Below are 21,351 nucleotides of genomic sequence, written 5' to 3'. Positions count from 1 at the left end.
TTGGATGCTCTGAGCTTCCTTTCGATTCCTCGATCAGAATGACCGGTATCAGAAGCGCACGACGTACGGCATGAGCTGATTCCAACCCCAGATTGAGGTGATACGGACACTACTACCCGGAGCCGGTGCTTCGATCATGCTACCGCCACCTAAGTAAATGGCAACATGATAAATTCCGGACTGCGAACCGTTGGTCGACCAGAACAGCAAATCACCGGGTTGAGCGTTATTGAAGGACACTTTGGTTCCGTAGTCGTACTGCGACTTGGAATAGTGAGGAAGATAAACACCTGCTGATGCCCACGCAATCTGAGTGAGACCCGAACAGTCAACACCACCTCGTGACGCCCCACCCCATACGTAGGGGACGCCCAGGTAGCTCTTCGCTGTTGCGATAGCAGTCGATGCGCCACCGGAGCCGGGGTAGCTGACTGGCGGTTCGTATGACGGTTCCGGAGTCCACGACGATGAGCCTGACGCCGCCGCTTCAGCTTGGCGAGCTGCTTCACGTCGCGCAGCTTCCTCGGCCGCTGCACGCGCCGCAGCTTCGGCGGCGGCTGCGCGTTCTGCTTCAAGGGCCGCTTCGCGTTCTTGGATCAGTTCGACCGTGGTGTTCTGCTTGCGGGCGAGCTCAGCAAGGTAACCTTGGCGGGTTGCCTCAGTGGTTTCTTGAAGAGCGAGTGCCTTCTGGGCACTCGCCTGCGCAGCTTCAGTGCGTCGCTGTACTTCAGCCGTTGCTTCAGTTTGTGCAGCAACTGCTTCGTCGGCAGCTTTCTGCATGACGTTGGCGACCTGTTGAAGGGCAGCAACGCGTTGCATCTTTGCGTCAGCTGAAGCGGAGAAAGCTTCGATTGATGCCTGCTTGGTTTCAACAGTGCGCAGACCATCCGCGTTCACGTAGGGGGCAAGGGCATCCATTTCGGATCCGCCATCGCGGTACGCAGTCTGTGCGACTGAGGCAATTTCTTTCTTGCCCGCTTCGAAGTTCGCTTTTGCTTCATCAGCATCAGCTTGCGCTGAGCTGGCAGTGTTCTTGGCTTCTTCGAGAGCTATGTTGGCTGCGTTGAGATCTTCTGCTGCGACCTGGGCGGCCTGAAATGCTTGATCGGCTTCAGTCTTCACTGATGCAAGGCGAACTTCGATCTGAGCCACTGAAAGCTTGGCAGCTTCTTCTTCTGCCTGCGCGCGGGCGATGTCCGCTTCTGAGGGGGCAGCTTGCGCCATTTGTGGGGCGATCAGCGCCATGCTGGCAAGCAGAACCATTGCTCCTACACGGAAGCGGAGACGCTGCGAACGTCTTGACTGGTTGAACACTACTTCACCTGTCGTCGGGAACATATACGAGCATCGTCATCAGACAGTGCACCTGTGGTGAGAGTAGTCACTCTTAACAACAAAAGCAACACCTGCAACTATTTTCACATCTTTCCCATTTACAACATTGACAACATCAGCAACATATTTGGTCATCATCTCGCCCCCGCGTCATACAAGTCCTTGGACTGAACAGAGCGCTTTTTCTCCTCTTAGGCGGACACGTGATCTTACGGATACCTCGCTGACTGCGGGTCAGTCACTTTCAGCACCAGCACTAAAGCGCGCCGAGCAAGTAGCACACCGCTTTGCCTTGCGCCTCAACCGTCACGTTGACAATGCGCTCGCAGCCGCAAAGGTCGGCCTCATCCAGCGCGCACTGACGGGTGATGCGCAATTTTCGACCGAGCCGCACCGTCAAATCCCGTCGCGCGTCTCCGTTTTTGCGCAGTAAGTCCTCAGAATGACGCACACCTTCCCGCCCACCAGGAAGTCCTGCCGGACTTGGCGGAACCTCGTAGGGTTGTCGTATGACTGACGAGGATCTCGAGACACGCACACTTCACACTCGTGAAGCGGCCGCGGACAGTGAGCACCTAGAGGGTCTCGCCGCTTCAGATGGGGAACCCACCTATGACGTGATGAGCCCCTGGGGCGAAGAAGGACCAGCTCCGGTTGGCCAGTGGCGCACCGACATCCTGGGGCCGGCTTATCAGTCACAGACGATCGAACTGATCGCAGATGCCGAGGGCGACAACGTGGCAACGCTGGTGAAGTATCTTCCCCACCGTGACCCAGATGTCAGCGAAAATGCGAAAGCATTCCCGAAGAGCGTCACCCTGTACCTACACGGGCGCAACGACTATTTCTTCCAGACTGAGCTGGCGCAGACGTTCGCCGAAGCAGGTTCCGCTTTCTATGCGCTTGACCTGCGCAAATACGGTCGTTCACTTCGCCCCTGGCAAACGATCGGCTACACGGACAACCTGAATGTCTACGACGAGGAGATTGGCGAAGCACTCGACATCATTGCCGAAGAGAATCCAAATCTGCCCCTGATCCTGTCGGGACATTCAACGGGTGGTTTGATCACAACGCTGTGGGCGCATCGCCACCCTGGCGCGTTCGACGCGTTAGTTTTGAATTCAGCGTGGTTAGAAATGCAAACGCTAGCAAATCTACGGACGACGGTTGCGCCTGTCCTAGAACGGATCGCGCAACGCAACCCTCGCTGGGAAGTTCCCGGTGGCGGTGGCCCCGGCTTCTACGGGCGTTCACTGACTCAAGGCTGGGCAACCTCCGGTCTGACTGTGCCACAAGCGTGCGCAGACAATCCCGACGATCCAGCGGTGAAGGGCTGGGAGTATGCGCTGGCCTGGAAGCGCCCGGAGTCGTATCCGATTCCCGTCGCATGGTTAGACGCAATCTTGGATGGCCACAACACGGTCGAAAACGACGTGCACCTGTCATGCCCGGTTCTGTCCATGATGTCGACCTCGTCGTACACGGGCGAAGAATGGTCAGAACGCATCTTTTCCTCTGACGTTGTCTTGGACGTCGAGGTGATTGCTGAACGCTCAATGAATCTTGCTGATTGCGTGACGATTGCTCGTTTCCCAGGCAAGCACGACCTATTCTTGTCCGACCCGGATGTGCGCGCGAATGTGCGTCAAACGATGAAACGTTGGATCGGAGCGTTCGTCACGCCCGTTGAGTAAACCAACCGGCAACTAGGCCGTGAGCGGTCAGATACGGGTCATCGCCCGTGTTTCCCCATGCCCGAAGAAGCGGGAACGATGCGGTATTCGCGGATCATTTCGCGATTGACCTCTATAAGGGCCTCGGCAAGTGTTGGTCCCGCAAGGTCAGCGATGTAGAGGTTATTCCAGGCGTCAGAAAAGTTGGGAAGAAGCTCTTCAAGCTCATCGACGTCGTTCCACTGTCCAAGCGCGCTTCGAATCATGCCATCGACACCAAGTTGAAGGTCGGACGGCACCTTGAACGTTGGAGGGGCAACAAGGGGAACTGCCTGGCCGATAATCGCTCCAAGAATAGGAAGAGTCGATGCGGTGGCATCTAGGATCGGCACTCCATCTTCACGAGCTTGGCGAATATCGTCGGGTTCAACGAAGCCACGTTCATCTTTAGTTGCCGGGGCATCCGTAACGATGGAGTCGAAACCATCCGCGTCGTCTGTTTCATTAAGGTTGGCGCGGACTCCCCCGGCAACAAGAGCAAGTGCATCGTTGACAAAGTCAGAGACACCAGCGTCGAGCGTCATTTCGATTTCTTCGGGTGCAGCAATGAATTCCGCGTCGTCTGCCGGTTGATCATTCTCAGGTGCCTGTTCCAATGCTGACGCATCATGGCCGGAGTCATCGAGGGAAGCCGTGATTTCACTGATGCCTTGGGAGCCTTGGGACAACAGGGCTGGCGAGTGCATGTACAGGCGCGAGCCAACGGGCACAACATCAAGGAAAACGCGTCCATTGGACATCACTCGAACCTGAACCTCGTGAACTTCCACGCCAGAATTCGCCAGAACGTCCAGAGCGGGGCGAACCTGCGGATCAATTTCGCCGGTAACAACGATCAAGCGCGGGCCCGCACCCGGCGACGGTGGCATAGCGTCACGGAACTGCATCCACCCATGACGGAACGCGTCAAGACCACCGTCGTATTCGCGCGCCAAGTCACTCCACGACAGGGCAGCAGTATCCGCCAAACGCGACAGAGAGCTAATGAGGGTGTCTGAATCAAGGTATGTAATCACTTCAACACTGACGACTTGCCCCGTCGCATCGAGGGCAGTCAAGCGTTGAGAATCTTCGTCTTCTTCGTAACCGCGAACAATATCCCGCCAAGTAATTGGGAAAAGCGGGCGGGAAACAATCTCCAAGACCTGCCCACACACAGCGTCGATAACGTCGCCAGTCAAACCAGAATCCAATGGGCGCCCAAATTGCGCAGGAACCAGACGACCGTTGTCGAACTCGAAAAGAGCCACTGGCGTTTCCTCCCTGGATTGACCGGACATATCGCCTTGCCGAGAAAGGCGACAGTGTCCCCCTATTGTTTCACATCTGGCAGGCGCATAACACTGCCCAAAAACTAGGGGCTCAATAAAAATTACGGCCTATGCTCCCCCTCAAATTCAGGGCCTCGTCACGGACTGTTCCACGTGGCGAACACACAGATTCACGCATTGGCGCCAAAAAGTATGCGACAAAGCAGTGAAAAGGCTAGCTCATGCGAAGATTCACCTATGAGCGTCACGTGGGATCCAGCCCCTACAACCGGGCATTCATCAACGCCGATCGATCCTGCCCCGAAAAATGGGACGGCAACACGGCAAGCTGCGGTAAGCCAGATCGATCCGGAGTTTCTGCGGGCTCTGACCGAAGCGGTCGACGGCGATATAGATACGTCGACGGGATCTCGCGCGCGCTTTTCCACGGATGCTGGCCTGTACCGCATTCCACCGTTGGCGATTGTGTTCCCGAAATCGATCGAGGATGTCGAGGCAACGCTTGCCGTGGCGCGCACCTTCGGCGTTCCGGTGACGACGCGCGGTGGTGGCACATCCTGCTCCGGCAACGCTGTTGGCCCAGGTCTCATTATCGAATTCACCCGCTATTTGAACCATGTGGTCAGCATTGATCCCAAGGCAAAGACCGCTGTCGTTGAGCCCGGATGCGTGCAGGCAACTTTGCAGGCCGCGGCGGCCCCTTTTGGGCTACGTTTCGGTCCTGATCCGTCCAGCCAGAATCGCGCGACGATCGCGGGCATGGTTGGCAATAACGCGTGCGGCCCACATGCGACCGCTTGGGGGCGTACGGCTGACAACATCGTGTCCCTCGAATGCATCGACGGGCTGGGACGTCGATTCACGGCAACCACCGAGCATGCCCCCGATATTCCCGAAGTTCCGGGTCTGACAGAGCTTGTAGATGCGAACCTGGCATTGATCCGCACTGAGCTTGGCACCTTCGGACGCCAAGTATCCGGCTATTCGCTGGAACATGCGACGCCGGAAGGTCACCGTAATCTTGCCGCGATGCTGGTGGGCACCGAAGGCACACTGGTCACGATCCTATCGGTCACGGTTCGCCTTGTTGACCTGCCAACGTCTCCCGTTTTGGTCGTCCTCGGCTATCCGAACATGATCGACGTTGCCGACGACGTGCCCGCACTTTTGGAGCATCATCCTCTGGCGGTTGAGGGTATGGATAAGCGCCTCGTCGATGTTGTTCGCCAGCACCGAGGCCCGGGCACTGTCCCCGAACTGCCACCGGGCGAAGCCTGGATGATGTGCGAGGTCGGCGGAAGCTCGCCAGAGGATTCTCTGGAACGCGCTCACGCTTTGGTCGCGAGCGCCACCACCGACTCGGTCGCGATTTACCCGCCGGGTGACGATGCGGGTCGCTTGTGGCGTATTCGCGCTGATGGTGCCGGTCTTGGTGGCCGTACGCCGTTTGATCCGGCGTCCGGCACAGGCAATGAGCAGGGGTGGCCAGGATTCGAAGATGCCGCGGTTCCGCCCGCGAAATTGGGCGCGTACCTGCGTGATTTCACTGCTCTGATGGATGAGTTTGACATTGACGGCCTGCTCTACGGTCACTTCGGTGACGGCTGCGTCCACGTTCGTCTTGATTACCCATTGGACACTGACGAGGGTGTCGCCCACACTCGTCGCTTCTTGGAGCGCGCGGCGACCCTGTGCGCGAAGCACGGTGGGTCTGTGTCGGGTGAGCACGGTGATGGTCGCGCTCGCACAGAGTTGTTGCGCTTCATGTATTCGCCGGCAATGCTGGACTTGTTTGCACAGGTGAAGGCTCTGTTTGATCCGCGCAACATGATGAATCCGGGTTTGTTGACTGCACCGATGAGCCCGACCACCGCAACCGAACGTCGCCATGCTTTAGGTGACGCCTATTCACTGAAGCCGGCCGCTGTTGCTGTCTCGGCTTCGCGCGTTGATCCGCAGCCGGGCGTTGATCTGGTGGATCATTTCCTTCGTCGTCCCGCGGCGCGTTCAATGCCCGCCGATGGTGGCTTCGCGTTCCGCGAGGATCACGGCGATTTCACGAACGCAATTCACCGTTGCACGGGCGTGGGCAAGTGTCGCGCGGGTATTTCGGGGACGTTCATGTGCCCGAGTTGGAAGGCGACGAAGGACGAGAAGGACGTGACTCGAGGCCGCGCCCGCACCCTGCAGGATGCGGCGAACGGCCAGTTGATTCAGGCGATCGATTCTGCGGAAGTCCTCGATGCCCTCGACCTTTGCCTGGCATGCAAGGCGTGCTCCTCGGACTGCCCGGCCGGGGTCGACATGGCGAAGTACCGTTCAGAGACGCTGTTCCGCCGTTACCGCGGGAAGGCTCGTCCGTTGTCGCATTACACGCTGGGCTGGTTGCCACGCTGGACGCGCCTGACGGCGTCGATCCCCGGTTTGGCAAAGGTCGGCAACGCTCTCCTCGGCGTGGATGTGCTACGCCGGCTGGCGTTCGGGCTGATCGGGTTGGATTCACGTCGTCCGATGCCACCTCTGCAGTCGGGCAGGTTCTCGCGCTGGGCACGTAAGCGTGGCACAACTTCGATGGTGTCGTCCGCTTTCTCCCCCCTTGACGAGGTCGCCTCCACGTCTGGCGACCAGCTGTCACAGGGCGGAGGCCGACCGGCCTCGTCAATGAGCAAAACCAGGAAATCGGCGACACCCATTTCCCCCACAGACCCGGATGGCCGTCGCTATGTGGTGGTGTGGGCGGATTCCTTCTCGCAGACACTGGACGACACGGGAGCACGCGCTTTGACCGAGCTACTGGAAACGAACGGCTTTGCCGTGATCGTCGCGCCGGATGTGTGCTGCGGGCTCACGTGGATCACGACGGGCCAGCTGAAGGGCGCAAAGAAGCATCTGGCGACTCTGCTGGACACGCTCGCGCCATTCGCGGCGAACGGCATCCCGATCGTGGGCGTGGAGCCGTCGTGTACTGCTGTTTTGCGTGATGACCTGCTGGATCTGCTAGCGGATGACCCGCGTTCGGCGATGGTCTCGAAGGATACTGTGACGCTTGCTGAGCTACTGGCGACCGTCCCGGATGAACAGTTGAACCTACCAGACCTGAGCGGTGTTGAAGTTGTGGCTCAGCCACACTGCCACCACTACTCGGTCATGGGGTGGGACGCGGATCGCGCGCTACTGGATCGTCTGGGTGCGACGGTTACTCAACTATCGGGATGTTGCGGTTTGGCCGGCAACTTCGGCATGGAGAAGGGACACTACGAGGTCTCCGTCGCGGTCGCAGAGCAGTCGTTGCTACCTGCGCTCAGCGAGCACCCGGATGCCGTGTACCTGGCGGATGGATTCTCCTGCAGGACGCAGGCCGGCCAACTCGCCGAGCGCGGTGGCGTCCACCTCGCGACCCTCCTCGCGTGCGGCCCGAAGGCCGACTGAGCCCTCCCGGCGGAGACACCGACGCGCTCCCGGCCTCAGGCCGAGCTCTTGGAGGCGGAGGCGATACACAGAATCCACGTCGATCGAGACGAGCCTTCCGCGACTGTTCCTGGGGCACTTCGAAAGCAGCACGCAGGGGAGCGTACCATAACGTGAACGAGAACGCCTTCGGACGAATCGCGAGATCAGAGCGCGGATCCGCCCGTTCCTCGAGCCCCTTTCGGCACCCACCCCGCCCCCTCGGAGAAGGCGATCCCATCCCCGCGCGCGACGACGCTCTCCCAGCGGGTCGAGAGTCCCCTCGCCCTCCCCCAGACGTCCAAACGGGTACCGTCGACGCATTCCTCCCCGGCGACGAGGAGGGCCGTTGAAAGCGCCTCCGCCATGACTCCCGACGCGCAGATCACGCTCGCCTGGAGAACGCCCGATTCGCTCGGCCGTCCCGTCCTCGGATCGAAGGTCTCGTGGGCGAGCGCCTCCGGGAACGGGCGACCGGCGTCGAATGATGCGGGCGCGTAGTCGCCCGAGGTCGACAGAGCCGATGAGGAGGAGAGCTCGACGCTACCCGTCCACTCGTTCTCCGCCGCGCCCGGCTCCCGCAGGCCGACCGTCCACGGCCTCCCGTCCCACCGGCGTCCGAAAGCGGCGATGGACGATGTGCCCAGGGAGACGAGAACCCCCTCGGCGCCGGCCGCCACGACCGCGTCGCGCACCGCGTCGGCGGTCGCCCCTTTCGCGATGGCGCCGAGGTCGAGGGCCGGTCCCCTCGACGGGGAGGCTCCCCCGTTCACGGCCCGCGCGAGACGCCAGCGAGCGGCCTCGTCGCGTTCCAAGAGCGCCGGATCACACGAGCGGAGCGCCCCGTCGATCTCCTCCTGGGACGGGGCCTCGGGCACGCGCCCGCTCGCGAGGAAAGACCTTCGAGCGCCCTTGACATCCCACAGGCGCACGAGTGCCCCCGCCAGCGGAGTGAAGGCCCCGCCGGTCACCTCCGACAGGGCCAGGGAATCGAGGAGCAGCGAATCCGTGCGCGGATCGACTTCGCACCACCCCTCGCCGGAGTTGATCCTCGAGACGTCCGAGTCTGGGCGGAAGACGGACCACAGCGCTTCGCGTTCGGCGACCAGTCGGCACACCCCGCGCGTGATGTGCGGAAGATCCCCGCCCGCACCGATGAGGTCAACGCGCGTGCCCATCGCCGGGAAGGAGACTCGCCAGGAACGCGCGCCCCCGCCCTCGCCGACCTCGAATTCGACGAGCGGACGCTCCCCCACCGCTAGCGGTCCGTCCCGCCGAGGTCCTTGTCGAGATCCGTGTCCCCGAGGCGGGTCGACTCCTCCAGCCCCGGGATCTCCACGCCGTTCGCCGCCGAGTCGTCGACCCCCTGGGCCGCGGAGATCGCCCGGATCGCGGCCTGAATGAACTGGCGGTGCGCGACGGTCGCGCCCGACACGACATCGACCTTCGCGGGATCGTCCTTCTCGGTGAGCTCCTGCGAGTAGCGCGCAAAGGATTCGACGGCCCTCTGCGCCTTCTCGTAGTAGTCCTCGTTGAAGACCTCCCCGGAGGAGCTCTTCCCGTAGTCGACGTCCTTGTCCGTTCCGTTAGCCTGGAGGGTCTCGTAGCTCGTGCTCGTGATGTCGCCACCCTCGACCGTGATCGTGATGACCCCGATCGCCCCCTGATCGTCCGCGTTCGAACGGCCCTTCCACTCACCGTCCTTCATCGGCACGCTCATGTCGACGCCCGGCGAGGAAGCGCATGCGGCGAGCATCATCGCGCCGAGTCCCACGATCCCGGCCCTCAGGGCCCCGCGCTTCGCGTTCATCGCAGATCCACCTTGCTCTTCCCCGTTCCCGACTCGAGCCCCGCCTCGAGCGCGTCGTGATCGTGCCACGTCTCCTTGAAGATGCGCCCGTGATCGAGGGCGATCTCGCGCTGGCCTCGGCCGGCGACCAGGGCGTCGTGCGTGACGACCATGAGGGTCGTGCCCTCCTCGTGGAGTCGCCCGAACAGGTCGAGGACGATCCTCTCGTTCGTCTCATCGAGGTTGCCGGTCGGCTCATCGGCGAGGATGAGCTTCGGGTAGTTGATGAGCGCGCGCGCCACACACACCCTCTGCTGCTCGCCGCCGGAGAGCTGACGGGGCAGATGGGTGGCGCGATCGGCGAGGCCCACCCTGTCGAGGGCCTCCATCGCCTCCTTCTCGTCGGGCATCGAGTGGTAGTACTGGGCGACCATGATGTTCTCCAGCGCAGTGAGATGCCCGATGAGGTGGAACTGCTGGAATACAAGCCCGATCGTGGAGCGGCGGATCTCCGTGAGCTCGTCCCCCGTGAGATCCGAGATGTCCTGGCCGTCGAGGCGGACCCGTCCCTTGGACGCGGTGTCCATGCACCCGACGATGTTCATCAGGGTCGTCTTGCCCGATCCGGAGGGCCCGACGATGGAGACCCATTCCCCACGCCCGATGGTCAAGGAGACGTCGTCGAGCGCGTGGAGGTCGCCGTAGATCTTCGAGACCCCCTCCAGATCGAGAAGGGGCGTCGGCATCGTGTCTGTCATGATTCTTCCTTCATTCTCCACGTAGGACGAGGGCGGGGTCGACGGCGGCGGCTCGGCGCACCGGGGGCAGGCAGGCGAGGACGGCGACGGCCACGGATGCGAGGACCGTGATGAGAGCGATCAACGGCGGAAGGGAGATGCTCCGGTGGAACACGTTGTAGCTGATCCCCGAGGCGAGACCGTACCCGAGGACGACGCCGATCAGACCGCCGATCAGACCGAGGAGCACACCCTCGCCGATGAATTCGAGGGCGATGGAGCGCGAAGTCGCGCCCAGGGCCTTGCGCAGGCCGATCTCGTTGCGCCTTTCGGCGACGATGGCGACCATCGTCGTGGACACCCCGATCAGGGTGAGGACGAGGACGATGCCGGCGATGATGACAAGCAGGGAGCGCAGCATCGAGATGACGCCGGAGTCGGATTGCGCGAGGCGCTTGACGGCCTGCGCCGACACTCCGGGCACGGAGTCATTGATGGCCGCGACGACGCCCTCCAGGACCGGGCCCTCGACAGCGATCGAGTACTCCGCGACCGTCGCGCGCGCCTCGACGCCGGTCAGGGCGGAGATCGCCTGCGAGGTCATGTACATGTAGGAGTCCTGCGTGCCCCCGGTCTTGAGGACCCCGGATACGGTGAAGTCGACGCTCGTCTTCGCCTCGGCCCCACCGGACTGGGCGCGCTCGTCCGCCTCCTCGAGGCGGACGACGGAGATCCTCTTCCCGACCGAAGCGCCGATCGTGTCCGCGATCTCCTCGCCGATCAGCACTTCGTCGGGTCCTTGCGGCCACTCCCCCTCGACGTACCAGTACGGGTTCATCGCGCGCACCGACTCCAGATCGGCTCCTGCGGCGACGTAGGGCCGATCGTTGACGCTGATCGCCTCGTAGTCGAAGGCCGCCGAGCCGACGAGGGCCCCCTTCGGCACGAGGGAGGGGATCGCCTCGAGGGACTCGGCGCTCATGGAGTCCTTCCCCGAAACGGGGGAGACAACGAGGTTCGCGCCGTAGGAGCGGACCTCGCGGGCGAGCTGAGCGGGGACCTCCAGGGCGATGGTCGCCAACCCCGACAGGGTCGTGGCGCCGATGGCGACGGCCAGAACGGCGATGAGGACGCGGGAGCGCCTCCTCAGGATCGACGAGGAGACCATCCGCCAGAACATTGTGCGACGCTTCATCTCTCTCACCTTCCGTGGAGGACTTCCGCGGCGTTGAGCCGCAGCAGGTAGCGGATGGCCGGGATCGACGCGCTGAGGACGACGAGCAGGACGAGGAGCGAGACGAGTACCAGGACGACCGGGGTGAAGGAGATCGAGGCTCCGAACACGATCCGCCCGATGATCTGCGCAAGCCCGATCCCGCCCCCGTAGCCGAGGGCCCCTCCGACGAGGCCGACCACTGCGATCTCGCTGAGGTGCAGGGCGATGATCGAGCGGTTCTTCGCCCCGATCGCCTTCATCAGACCGATCTCCCCGGAGCGCTCCATGACGTTCGCGGTGACGAGATTCGCGATGGCCAGCGCGGAGGCGACGAGGGCGAGGACGGTGACGAGGAGCATGAGGAGCTGCGTCTTCTCCAGGATGGTCCCCTCCGATTCAGCGACCTGCCGAACGGGCCTGGCCACGGAATCGGTCATGACCTCTTCGATCTGGTAGGCGATGGAGGAGACGTAGGCGGTGCAGTACCAGGTCTCGCGCTCAGACACGGACAGGGACTCCGGGTTCTTCGCCGCCTTCCGCGCCAGGTCGTTGTCCGGGGTCGTCAGGGCAGACACCTCGACGGAGCTTACGGCTCCGGGCTCTCCGAGAAGGTCCTGGGCGACAGCCAGGTTCGCGTAGACGCCGGAATCGGCCTCGTCGCCCGATTCGAAGATCCCGCGCACCTTCAACTCGACGGAGCGCCCGTCCCTGCTCAGGGTCAGGGGATCGCCGAGGGCGAGGCCATGCGCCGCGGCGTAGCCTTCACCGACCATCGCACCCTCGGGGTCCTCGTCTGCGACCCACTGGCCGGTAACCGTCCACCAGGCCCGCAGTTTGTCGAGGCCGGTATCGAGCGTCTCCTCGGTATCCAGGTCGAGGTGGTGATCGAACCAGGTCCCGGTGAGCGCGACGGGCTCCCCCGAGGGGCCGACCGCGTCGACGGACAGCAGCGGGGCGAAGTCGAGGATGTTGTACGTCCAGAAGATCGTCTTGATCCGGCCGAGCTCGTCCTCGCGGAGGAAGGTCTGCGCGGGGGAGTGAGCGCCGTAGAGGTCCTGGAGGACCGCCGCGCCGCGCGGTCGCACAACGATGTTCGCGCCGTAGGACTTCAACTCCTGGTTGACTTTGTCCCCGACGTCGAACATCACCGAGAGCATGGACGTGGCCACGGCGGCGCCGAGGGCGACCGTCACGGCGATGAGGAGGTGACGCTCGCCCCTGCGCGCCAGAGCCCCCGCCAGCATTCTCAGGAACATCATGGGATCAGATCCTCTCCCTTGTGGGGTCGGAAAACGAGAGGGCTCATGCGAAGACGCTCGCATTCGCCTCGAGGACCGACAGCGGGACCGTCAGCGTCCCGTTGGAGACCTCGTACTCGATCGGAATGGGGTTGCAGCCGCCCTTGAATCCGATCGTCGCGATGTTCATCGCGACTTCGCAGAGCTTGCAGATAATCTTCCCGTCCTTCTCGTAGTAGCCGGTCGGCCCGCAGATCTCGCAGGCGTCGAGGCCGACGCCGAAGGAGGCGCCCGCCTTCTGGATGACGATGAAGCGGACCTCGACCCCCGAAGAGGTCGTGTAGGCGTAGCGGTGGAGGTGGCCGTCGGAGATGTCCGCGATGTCGATGACCGCGCGCTCCTCGACGACGGAGTAGGACTCCGGTTCGGAGAGCTCGACTTCGGCGGAGCCGACGACGACGCCGAGGGTGACCAGCAGCGCGCCGCACAGGTAGCCGCCCGCCGCCACCCCGGCCATCGTCTTCCAGACGCGGGCGCGGGCGCGGTAGAGGCGCCCCTCGGCGGGGTTGGAGCCGACTCGGGGCAGGGATCGTCCCTCGCGGACGACGAGAGCGGCGACGAGGAGGAGGACGAACATCGCGGCGATCGGGAATACGGCTTCGTGGTTGATGAGCCAGGAGAGCGCGGTGAAGGCCTCGTTCGACATCGAGACGATCCTTTGCGCCTGGAGGATGCGCACGACGAGCATGACGTGAGTGAGGGCGAGGACGGCCACGACGAGGGCGGTCGGCCAGGTCCTGCGTCGGCCGAGGGAGACGATCCTCCAGGAGAGAGTGCCGAGGGCAAGGGGGATGAGCCAGCCGAGGACGTAGCCGACCAGGGCGAGCATCGTAGTCGTCGCGAAGACCTCGATTCCCCGAGGGAACATCATGACCGCCTGGGCCATCGCCGTGGGAGCCGCGCGGAAGACGATGAGCGCCAGGTAGGCGCTCATCACGAGGAGGAGAGCGGAGTCAAGGGGCGCGCTCGGCGCCCGGCGCGCCCGCAGCGCCAAGAGCGAAACGAAGGCGATCGCGAGGAGGACGGCCAGGGGCAGGGTCCACAGGGCGACCGTTTGCCGATTGACGGCGCGAGGCGCGAGGGTGTTGACGAGGGTGAGGACGAAGGCGGAGACGAACCCGGCGACGACACCGATGCCGATGGCCCATCTCCGGGCGGCTCTACCGGATCTGCCGCGCTCTCGCGCCGGTAGCACGCCGATGGCCGCTCCCGTGGCGAGAGCGGTGAGGAGCAGGGCGAGAGTCGCCTGGCTCATCTGTTCGATCATCGTTCATCCTTATTCTCGTCGTCGCGACGCGGGGGCGCGTCGGCGTCATCACGAGGGCACGACAACGGGCCGGAGTCCGCCTCCGGCCCGTCCGTCACGTGGTCACCACTCTACAGCGGAGGGGTCCCACTTCCAATCCTTGAACTCCGCGGTGATCGGCTCGGTCCAGAAGCGCCCCTTGACGCCCGTGGTCTCGTCGGTGTGGAGGAGCCAGCCGTTCTCCTCGGGGGAGTGGACGATGAACTGAACCGTGTAGGTGCCGGCGTCGAGCTTCGGCAGGTTGAGGCCGTAGTGCGGGCCGTCGGAGGCGTTCATCGGCATGAAGGTGCCCTCGAGAACGGCGTTGCCGTCGGCACCGAGGATCTTGTAGTCGACCTTGAGGCCCGGGATGAAGTCGCCGACGCCGTAGCCGAGATCGTTGCCCTCGACGGCGGAGATGTCAGCCTCGATGTGCATCGAGGAGTCCTTGGCGGGGGTCTGGACCTGGGGCTCCATGTCGACCGGCTGGAAGTAGACGCCGGAGATCTTCAGAGGGCCGGAGAATACGTCGTCGCCGAGGGGGAACTCGTCGAAGCCGGCGTCCTCGCCGGGTGCGGCAGCCTCGCTCTCGCTGGACTGAGTGGCCATTTCCGCGGGCTTCTCGGTCTCTGCGGTCTGGGAAGAACATGCCGAGAGGCCGGTCATCAGGGCGACGGCCGCGACGGCCGCGCCGATGGTGCTGAGTGAGCGCTTCATGAATCAAACTCCATGTCAGTGTGGGATGGTTCGACGGTTCGTCACTTCTCGGGGATCGCGCGGCGCATGCGTCGCTTCCCCCAGAAGTACAGGCCGACGATGATGACGAGAACCGCTGCCTGTGCGGAGAGGTTCTCCACTCGGGGGTAGATCCCCAAGAGGTCGATGGTCGGGAGGCCGTCAAGAGGCGTCAGGGGCAGAACGTCGGCCTCCTGGAGCTCCTTGATGCCAGATCCGGTGAAGGTGACGGCCATGACCGCCAGGAGCAGCGATGTGACCGCGAAGAAGGGGCGCAGCGGAATTCTCAGGGCGGCGAATTGGATGAGGAGGTAGACCACGACGAGGACGGCGAGGCCGACGCCCATGCCGATCCACACGTGCCCGATGGCCGCGCCCGCGTGGGAGATGACCGGCACATAGAAGAGAATCGTCTCGGCGCCCTCGCGAAGGACCGCGAGGAACGCGATGGCGGCCAGGCCGAGGAGGGAGCCGCGAGTGAGCGAGGCGTCCGTCTGATCCTTGATGTAACGGTCCCAGGCCTCGTTGGAGGACTTCGAGACCATCCAGTTCGAGACCCAGATGAGCATGGCGACCGCGAAGAGGGCGGCGAAGCCTTCGAGGAGCTCCTGATTGGCTCCGGCGAGATTCGCGAACGAGGAGAAGAGGACGGCGAGGGCCGCGGAGGCGACGAGGGCGAGCACGACCCCGATCCACACGATCTTCGACTTGTCCTTGTGCCCGGCCTTGCCGAGGTAGGCGAGGATCGCGGCGACGACGAGGATCGCCTCCATGCCCTCTCGGAGGATGACGAGGAGCGAGGGGAGGAAGCCCGAGAGCCAAGGGCTCGTGGGGGCGGCCGCCTCGCCGACGTAGCCGTCGAGGGTGTTGGCGTCCTCGCGCAGGTAGTTCTTGAGATCGGCGAGGTGCTGAGCGACCGCAGCGTCGTCATGATCGCTCATCGCCTTCTTGACGAGGGAGAACTTCATCTCGACGGTGGAGACCCGATTCCCCGAGATACGCGCCATGACCTGCTTCTCGAAGCCGAGGGTCTCATAGCGCCGGTAGTAGGCGGTATTCACCCCGTCCTTACCCGCCTCGACATCGCCCGCCAGATAGTCCTTCTCGGCCTGATCCAGGATCTCACCCATCTCCTTCGCGACGCGCCCCCAGGCCCCCGGGCTGTAGTCGTTCGAGACAGCCGAGTTCCCGGCGCCGTCGAGGGTCTTGGCGTCCTCGCGCAGGTAGTTCTTGAGATCGGTGAGGTGCTGAGCGACCGCAGCGTCGTCATGATCGCTCATCGCCTTCTTGACGAGGGAGAACTTCATCTCGACGGTGGAGACCCGATTCCCCGAGATGCGCGCCATGACCTGCTTCTCGAAGCCGAGGGTCTCATAACGCCGGTAGTAGGCGGTATTCACCCCGTCTTTACCCGCCTCGACATCGCCCGCCAGATAGTCCTTCTCGGCCTGATCCAGGATCTCACCCATCTCCTCGGCGACCGCGCCCCAGCTGGACACGGCGCCCTCGGCTCGCGCAGCGGCCGGGGCGAGGACCCCGATGAGGAGGGCGAGGAGGAGCGGGGCGAAGAGGATCCAGGGACGCCTCGTCAATGCCGTCGTCGAGGATGTCGATACGCCCACCCGTGTTCCTCCAGAATTCCGCTTGTCGATGTTGATGAGGGCGAGGGGACCATGCCGACCCCGAAATCGCCAGAATTAGTTTAGCCTAACCTCCGCAAATTCAGAAATAAGTCACCGAAGAGTTACCTATTTGAGATCTTCGCAGGTGGGAGAGCCTCCGCGCGGGGCATCCCCAAGGCGCAGGACTCCGCTTTCCATCACCATCACACGATCGGCGAAATGAACGGCCTCATCCTCGTGCGTCACTACGAGCACCGCCGCACCCTCGTCCGCCGCACGCCGGAGCATCCTCAGCACCGTCTGGGCGTTCCCCGCGTCCAGCCCCGCGGTCGGTTCGTCGGCGAGGACCGTCTCCGGCCGCATCACCAGCGCCCGCGCCACAGCCATCCGACGCAGTTCCCCTCCCGAGAGCTCATCGGGGCGAGCGTCGGCCAGGGGCGCCAGATCGACGCCCTCCAGCAGGGCCTCCGCCCGCTCGCGGACCCCCTCCTGCTCGACTCGCGCCCGGATGATCGACGGGAGGAGGACGTTCTCCAGCACCGACAGGCTGCGTAGCGCGGTGTGCCCCTGAGGGATCACGCCGATCCGCTCGTTGCGGAGCGCCGAGGCCACGGCATCCGGGAGGGCGTACAGATCCTCGCCGTCGATCAGGACGGCCCCCTCCGTCGGCGCGAGGATCCCCGCCATCATCGACAGCAGGGTACTCTTACCGCTCCCCGAGCGTCCGCGAATCACCAGCAACTCGCCGGGGTTCAGGCGAAGATCCACCGGCTCGACCGCCGAGAACATCGCTCCGCCGCGCACGCGCGGGAAGTCCTTCCTCACGCCTTTCGCTTCAAGAGTCACGTCATTCCCCTTCCCTGAGGACGAGCCCCACGTCCATCGCACCGATACGGCGAATCGAGACCCACCCCGCGACTCCCGCCGAGGCCAGGGCGACCAGGAGCGCGGCGAGGGCGATGAGTCCCGACTCCAAGGGCCCCGGCATGAGGAACCCGATGCCGAGCATTTGACTGACCAGCACCCGGAAGGCCGAGAGCAGGACCCCCGACACGACGACGCCCGCGAGCGCGCCGGCCAGATCGACGGCCGCGGACTCCGCGAGGACGAGACGTCCGAGCCGCGAGCGACTCACGCCCATCGCCCTGAGGAGGGCGAACTCCCGAGCCCTTTCGTGAATCATCATCGTGAACACGAGGACGCTCATCCCCGATCCGACCGCCCATACGACGCCCACGAGCAGCGCGACCGCGCGCGATGTCCGCACAAGCGTCTCCGAGATCCCCGAGACCATGCTCTTCGCCGTCGAAACGGAGACCCCGTCCACGCTCTCGCGGATCCGCTGAGCGACCACCTCCGCGTCCTCGCCGTCCGCGACGCGGACGAGAACCGAGGACACGACGCTCCCCGGATCGGCGTCTTGATACTTGTTCAGTCCCTTCTCCAAGGAGGCCGCCATGAGGCTCCTGCCCGTGTCGAAGTTCGCGTACACGGCGTTGTCGAGGGTCGAGCCCGTCGGATCGAACTGGCCGACGACCCTGAGAGTCCGACCGTAGATCTTGAAGGAGCCGTCGACCGGTACGGTGACGTTCGCTCCCACGAGGACGTCCATCTCGCCGATCTCCACGTCGCCCGTCGTGTCAGCGATCCACGGTTGAATGGCGAAATCCGTCTCCGGATCGAAGGCGATGACCTGGTATCTCCCCGAGCAGCAGCTCGCCCTCGCGGATGCGAGGAAGATCTGGGGGGATGCCTTCTCCACGCCGACGACATCGCGGACCCTCGCAACGACTCCCGCATCCATGTAGAAATAGCCCGGCTCGGCTTCGAGGAGGAAGGTCTGGGCGTCGAAATCCCCGCCGGCATCGCTCGGGGTGACGAGCACATCGGCCCCGAGACGCGCCTCCACCGTCGCCAGGCCGCCGCGGATCCCCTGGACGAGGATGGTTCCCCCGAAGACGGCCGAGGCCATGAGCGCTGCGAATATGAACAGCGCGAAGGCGCGAATCGGCTGCGCGCGCAGAGCGCGAAGGGGCAGCTCACTCAAAGAACGCATGGATCCGTCTCCTTCCTACGTCGTCAACAGCATCGAGTCGTCGGCGGCTCGCAACAGCCTCGGAAGCACGGCCCTTGCGCCGATCCAGGCGACGAGGAGGCTCATCGCCACCGCCACGACGGCGAGCGTGGCGAGGTTGCCCGGGGAGACGAGCTCGCTCCTCACGGGCGCGACGCCGATGAGGGCGACGAGCCCCGCGGCCACGAGCGCCCCGAGCAGAGCCCCCGAGGCGTGGACCATGAGCGCCTCCCGTAGGAGGACGCGCTCGACGAGGGCCCTCGAAGCCCCGAGGATCCGCCACACGTTCGCCTCGCGGCGCCGCTCGTTGAACAGCGCCCATTGGGCGACGGCGAGCGCCCCGAGCAGGATCAGCCACGTCAGGGCCGCGACCCCGGCGAGCATGGACGAATGCGCGGACACCGAGGAGGCGGTCCCCGCCAGCGCTTCCTCCGAATGGACGGCCGTCACGCGTCGGACGTAGAGGTTGATCCAGTTCGTCACCGATTCCGCGTCGGAGCGCTCCTTGAGTCGTAGCAGCGCGACCGAGTAGTCGGCATGCGGGTCGATAGAGGCGAAGGAATCGTCGCCTGCGGCGACCGCGGCGGCGATCACCCGCTCGAGGGAGCCTATCGGCACGAGCACCGCCTTGTCCAGCTCGGCGCCGGTCCTCTCGAGATGGGAGTCGACCGGCCATTCCTCGCCGAAGAGGGTCACCGTGCCCTCCCGCGACACCGCCACATCGGCGCCCACCGCGACGGATCCCTCCGGCACCACGTGATCGGGGCCCTCGCGCAGCCAGGGCGCGACGACGAAGTCGGAGGCGGGGTCGAAACCGATGATCCAGAGGGGCTCCCCCCCGCCGCTCGCGTCCGACAGGTAGAGCTGATAGGCGATGCGATCGATGTCCTCGTTGGAGTTCAGACGCGACAGAGTTGAGCGCTCCTTGTGAAAGAGGACGGGGCTACCGACCATCTGGATGCAGGACTTGTCGAGTTGTAGGAAGCCCGCCGAGGGGTAGACGACGACGTCCGCACCCAGTCTGTCTCGAGCCAGGGAGAGCTCCGCCCTCGTCGACTGCACGAGGAGCAGGCCCGTCAGCGCGCAGGCGGTCTGCGCGAGCGCGAGGAGCGCGAGGATCATCGTCCGCAGCGGGCGGGCCCGCGCGCTCTTCAGCGGGAGGCCCCTCAGGGAAAGACGGTCGCGCCTCATCACCCGGCACCTCCCGCGCTCGTATCGAGCCACAGGGCCGGACGGACTCCGTAGGTCGCATCGGCGGCGGCACCGGAGCCGTGGCGTACGCCCTCACGGTCGACGTACTGCGCCGTGAAGTCGTAGGTCCCCGGGGAGCGCAACCACCAGTCGGCCCGCCCCTCCTCGTCCGCGGGCAGATCGTCGTTGTCGACGGCCGCAGACAGGGCGGCCGAACCGAGCGCGGCGCGCTCGACGGCGTTGGAGATGTAGATCGAGGCCTCGGTCTCGCTCAGCGCGAAGACGCGATCCTTCGTCGCGGGGCCCGCAGCGGTGCCGGTCGTGGACTGCGGAGTGTTGGGGACCTCGACCGTCGGGACGAGGGAGAGCTCGCTTTCATTGAAAGCTGCCGCGAGGAAGTCCGAGTTCATCCATCTGCGGAGGTCGGAGCGCTCCCAGGTGACGGGCTCGAAGGGGACGCGGTGGTAGGGGGCGGCGTCGAGGGAATCGCGGCTGAGCAGCAGCAGCCTCCCGTCGATCCGGTCGAGGACGATCCAGCGGATCGGCTCCGGGCCGTTCGCGGCATCGCCGTCCTGTTCGAAGGAGCCGAACTCGATGAGATCCCCCTTCTTCGCCGAACGATAAGGGAGGGCGGGGTCCGCCTCGGTCATCCCCCGAAGGCGCTCGGCCGAGTCGGCGTACCCATCGAGGCGCGAATAGGCGCGGTAGGCCCCTTCGCGCTCGCCGACCTCTTCGAGGCGGAGAGCCTCCCGATAGGCGGCGTCCATCCGAAGGCGGTGGATCCCGAAGAGGGCGAGCGCGAGCGCAAGCAACGCGACCCCGACGACGATCGCGCGCCGCTTCCGCCTCGCAGGGGAGGGCGGAAGCGCGATGGCACGCGCCCTCACCTCAGGCGACGGTCCGCTCGCCACGCTTCGCCACGGAGGCGAGCGCCCCTGCGCCGGACAGGGCGATGAGACCCGTCATCACTCGGGTGAAGGGCTGGAATACGGTGTAGCAGCGCATGTTCTTCATCATGCACATGGGGCAGATCCCGCCGGGGACGAAGAAGAGGACGACACTCGCGATGATGGCGAGAAGCTGAAGAAGGATCCTCACACCCCTGTTCTTCACGAAAGCGGCGGTACCGAAGAGGACGACGAGGCCGATGCCTCCCGCAGCGACCGTGTTCTGACACTGGTGACAGTGCATCCAGGTGCCGTCCTCTCGACGGGGGCAGGCGGAGAAGACCGTCGTGACCCCGAGGATGAGCAGGGCACTCAACGCTGCTGGGGCGACGGCGAGCGCCAGATTCTTCTTCGACATGGGTTTGCTCCTTTGTTCTTTAACGAGCGCATATGCTGACGAGGTTGAACACATATAGTTAAGGGCATCCTTACTTAAATTGTCAATCTGCGGGCACCGCCGGACTGCGGATCGCCGGACCGCGGATCTCTCATCCTGGGATTCCGGAAACCGGAAGCGCCCGAGAGCCTTCGACATACGCGATAATCGGGCAGAAACAGCCGGAGGGCGACGTCGCCCGATCCCGCTCGCTGATGCCGACCCCGAGGAGTTCTCAGTGCTCGCAGCCACCTTCACACCATAGACCACCGCAGTAGCCGCCCGATCCCGG

Annotated in this window: 17 protein-coding genes; 2 read left to right on the top strand and 15 right to left on the bottom strand. The window is 64.3% G+C overall.

What is annotated here, in order from left to right; all coding sequences use genetic code 11:
* Positions 1-48: 48 nt before the first annotated feature.
* Positions 49-1,338: a C40 family peptidase gene (locus AC5RE1_RS04010; protein ID WP_006680768.1), complete on the bottom strand. Its 1,290-nt coding sequence runs from the start codon at positions 1,336-1,338 to the stop codon at positions 49-51.
* 506 nt (positions 1,339-1,844) lie between these two features.
* Between AC5RE1_RS04010 and AC5RE1_RS04005 the strand changes: the two genes are divergently transcribed.
* Entirely contained in the window at positions 1,845-3,032 is a 1,188-nt protein-coding gene (locus tag AC5RE1_RS04005; RefSeq protein WP_006680766.1) for an alpha/beta fold hydrolase, read from the top strand.
* 38 nt (positions 3,033-3,070) lie between these two features.
* Here AC5RE1_RS04005 and AC5RE1_RS04000 read toward each other — a convergent pair whose 3' ends face one another.
* Positions 3,071-4,321: a hypothetical protein gene (locus AC5RE1_RS04000; RefSeq protein WP_006680765.1), complete on the bottom strand. Its 1,251-nt coding sequence runs from the start codon at positions 4,319-4,321 to the stop codon at positions 3,071-3,073.
* Positions 4,322-4,579: 258 nt separating this feature from the next.
* On the opposite strand from AC5RE1_RS04000, the gene AC5RE1_RS03995 reads away from it, so the two are divergent.
* Complete coding sequence (locus AC5RE1_RS03995) at positions 4,580-7,771, top strand: FAD-binding and (Fe-S)-binding domain-containing protein (RefSeq protein WP_257878468.1); 3,192 nt, start codon at positions 4,580-4,582, stop codon at positions 7,769-7,771.
* A gap of 185 nt (positions 7,772-7,956) precedes the next feature.
* On the opposite strand, the gene AC5RE1_RS03990 is transcribed toward AC5RE1_RS03995, so the two are convergent.
* From AC5RE1_RS03990 to AC5RE1_RS03930, 13 genes are all read right to left on the bottom strand, one after another.
* Positions 7,957-9,045, bottom strand: coding sequence for an FAD:protein FMN transferase (locus AC5RE1_RS03990; protein ID WP_493938383.1), 1,089 nt, complete (start codon positions 9,043-9,045; stop codon positions 7,957-7,959).
* A 2-nt stretch (positions 9,046-9,047) separates the two neighbouring features.
* Positions 9,048-9,599, bottom strand: coding sequence for an FMN-binding protein (locus AC5RE1_RS03985; RefSeq protein WP_179370137.1), 552 nt, complete (start codon positions 9,597-9,599; stop codon positions 9,048-9,050).
* The gene (locus tag AC5RE1_RS03980; protein WP_006680760.1) at positions 9,596-10,336 is read right to left on the bottom strand and encodes an ABC transporter ATP-binding protein; all 741 of its coding nucleotides are present in this window, start codon (positions 10,334-10,336) and stop codon (positions 9,596-9,598) included. The genes AC5RE1_RS03985 and AC5RE1_RS03980 overlap by 4 nt, the downstream gene beginning before the upstream one ends.
* A 10-nt stretch (positions 10,337-10,346) precedes the next feature.
* Positions 10,347-11,510 carry an ABC transporter permease gene (locus AC5RE1_RS03975; protein WP_006680759.1) on the bottom strand — a complete coding sequence of 388 codons (1,164 nt, stop codon included), beginning with the start codon at positions 11,508-11,510 and terminating at the stop codon, positions 10,347-10,349.
* Between the two features lie 5 nt (positions 11,511-11,515).
* A complete protein-coding gene (locus tag AC5RE1_RS03970) occupies positions 11,516-12,787 on the bottom strand; it encodes an ABC transporter permease (RefSeq protein WP_179370325.1) in 1,272 nt (423 codons plus the stop codon).
* A 46-nt stretch (positions 12,788-12,833) separates the two neighbouring features.
* A complete protein-coding gene (locus AC5RE1_RS03965; protein ID WP_179370136.1) occupies positions 12,834-14,096 on the bottom strand; it encodes a DUF2318 domain-containing protein in 1,263 nt (420 codons plus the stop codon).
* A gap of 102 nt (positions 14,097-14,198) precedes the next feature.
* Positions 14,199-14,831, bottom strand: coding sequence for an iron transporter (locus AC5RE1_RS03960; protein ID WP_006680756.1), 633 nt, complete (start codon positions 14,829-14,831; stop codon positions 14,199-14,201).
* A 41-nt stretch (positions 14,832-14,872) separates the two neighbouring features.
* Entirely contained in the window at positions 14,873-16,471 is a 1,599-nt protein-coding gene (locus tag AC5RE1_RS03955) for an FTR1 family iron permease (RefSeq protein ID WP_493938382.1), read from the bottom strand.
* Between the two features lie 126 nt (positions 16,472-16,597).
* Positions 16,598-17,317, bottom strand: coding sequence for an ABC transporter ATP-binding protein (locus tag AC5RE1_RS03950; RefSeq protein ID WP_179370134.1), 720 nt, complete (start codon positions 17,315-17,317; stop codon positions 16,598-16,600).
* A gap of 1 nt (position 17,318) precedes the next feature.
* Positions 17,319-18,527: an ABC transporter permease gene (locus AC5RE1_RS03945; protein ID WP_493938381.1), complete on the bottom strand. Its 1,209-nt coding sequence runs from the start codon at positions 18,525-18,527 to the stop codon at positions 17,319-17,321.
* Positions 18,528-18,542: 15 nt separating this feature from the next.
* Positions 18,543-19,736: an FtsX-like permease family protein gene (locus AC5RE1_RS03940; protein WP_493938380.1), complete on the bottom strand. Its 1,194-nt coding sequence runs from the start codon at positions 19,734-19,736 to the stop codon at positions 18,543-18,545.
* The gene (locus AC5RE1_RS03935) at positions 19,736-20,647 is read right to left on the bottom strand and encodes a DUF6273 domain-containing protein (protein WP_257878466.1); all 912 of its coding nucleotides are present in this window, start codon (positions 20,645-20,647) and stop codon (positions 19,736-19,738) included. The genes AC5RE1_RS03940 and AC5RE1_RS03935 overlap by 1 nt, the downstream gene beginning before the upstream one ends.
* Positions 20,625-21,041, bottom strand: coding sequence for a DUF4418 family protein (locus tag AC5RE1_RS03930; RefSeq protein WP_006680750.1), 417 nt, complete (start codon positions 21,039-21,041; stop codon positions 20,625-20,627). The genes AC5RE1_RS03935 and AC5RE1_RS03930 overlap by 23 nt, the downstream gene beginning before the upstream one ends.
* Positions 21,042-21,351 lie beyond the last annotated feature (310 nt).

Source organism: Actinotignum sp. usb-actsch-rep-73, from assembly GCF_059082735.1.
Note: the sequence above shows the minus strand (reverse complement) of the source record. Positions and strands in the feature narration are given on the sequence as shown.

Coding starts and splice junctions, on each gene's coding strand:
- AC5RE1_RS04005 (WP_006680766.1), top strand. CDS start 1,845: ATGACTGACGAGGATCTCGAGACACGCACACTTCACACTCGTGAAGCG.
- AC5RE1_RS03975 (WP_006680759.1), bottom strand. CDS start 11,510: ATGAAGCGTCGCACAATGTTCTGGCGGATGGTCTCCTCGTCGATCCTG.
- AC5RE1_RS03945 (WP_493938381.1), bottom strand. CDS start 18,527: ATGCGTTCTTTGAGTGAGCTGCCCCTTCGCGCTCTGCGCGCGCAGCCG.
- AC5RE1_RS03930 (WP_006680750.1), bottom strand. CDS start 21,041: ATGTCGAAGAAGAATCTGGCGCTCGCCGTCGCCCCAGCAGCGTTGAGT.
- AC5RE1_RS03970 (WP_179370325.1), bottom strand. CDS start 12,787: ATGTTCCTGAGAATGCTGGCGGGGGCTCTGGCGCGCAGGGGCGAGCGT.
- AC5RE1_RS03940 (WP_493938380.1), bottom strand. CDS start 19,736: ATGAGGCGCGACCGTCTTTCCCTGAGGGGCCTCCCGCTGAAGAGCGCG.
- AC5RE1_RS03965 (WP_179370136.1), bottom strand. CDS start 14,096: ATGATCGAACAGATGAGCCAGGCGACTCTCGCCCTGCTCCTCACCGCT.
- AC5RE1_RS04010 (WP_006680768.1), bottom strand. CDS start 1,338: ATGTTCCCGACGACAGGTGAAGTAGTGTTCAACCAGTCAAGACGTTCG.
- AC5RE1_RS03960 (WP_006680756.1), bottom strand. CDS start 14,831: ATGAAGCGCTCACTCAGCACCATCGGCGCGGCCGTCGCGGCCGTCGCC.
- AC5RE1_RS03980 (WP_006680760.1), bottom strand. CDS start 10,336: ATGACAGACACGATGCCGACGCCCCTTCTCGATCTGGAGGGGGTCTCG.
- AC5RE1_RS03995 (WP_257878468.1), top strand. CDS start 4,580: ATGAGCGTCACGTGGGATCCAGCCCCTACAACCGGGCATTCATCAACG.
- AC5RE1_RS03985 (WP_179370137.1), bottom strand. CDS start 9,599: ATGAACGCGAAGCGCGGGGCCCTGAGGGCCGGGATCGTGGGACTCGGC.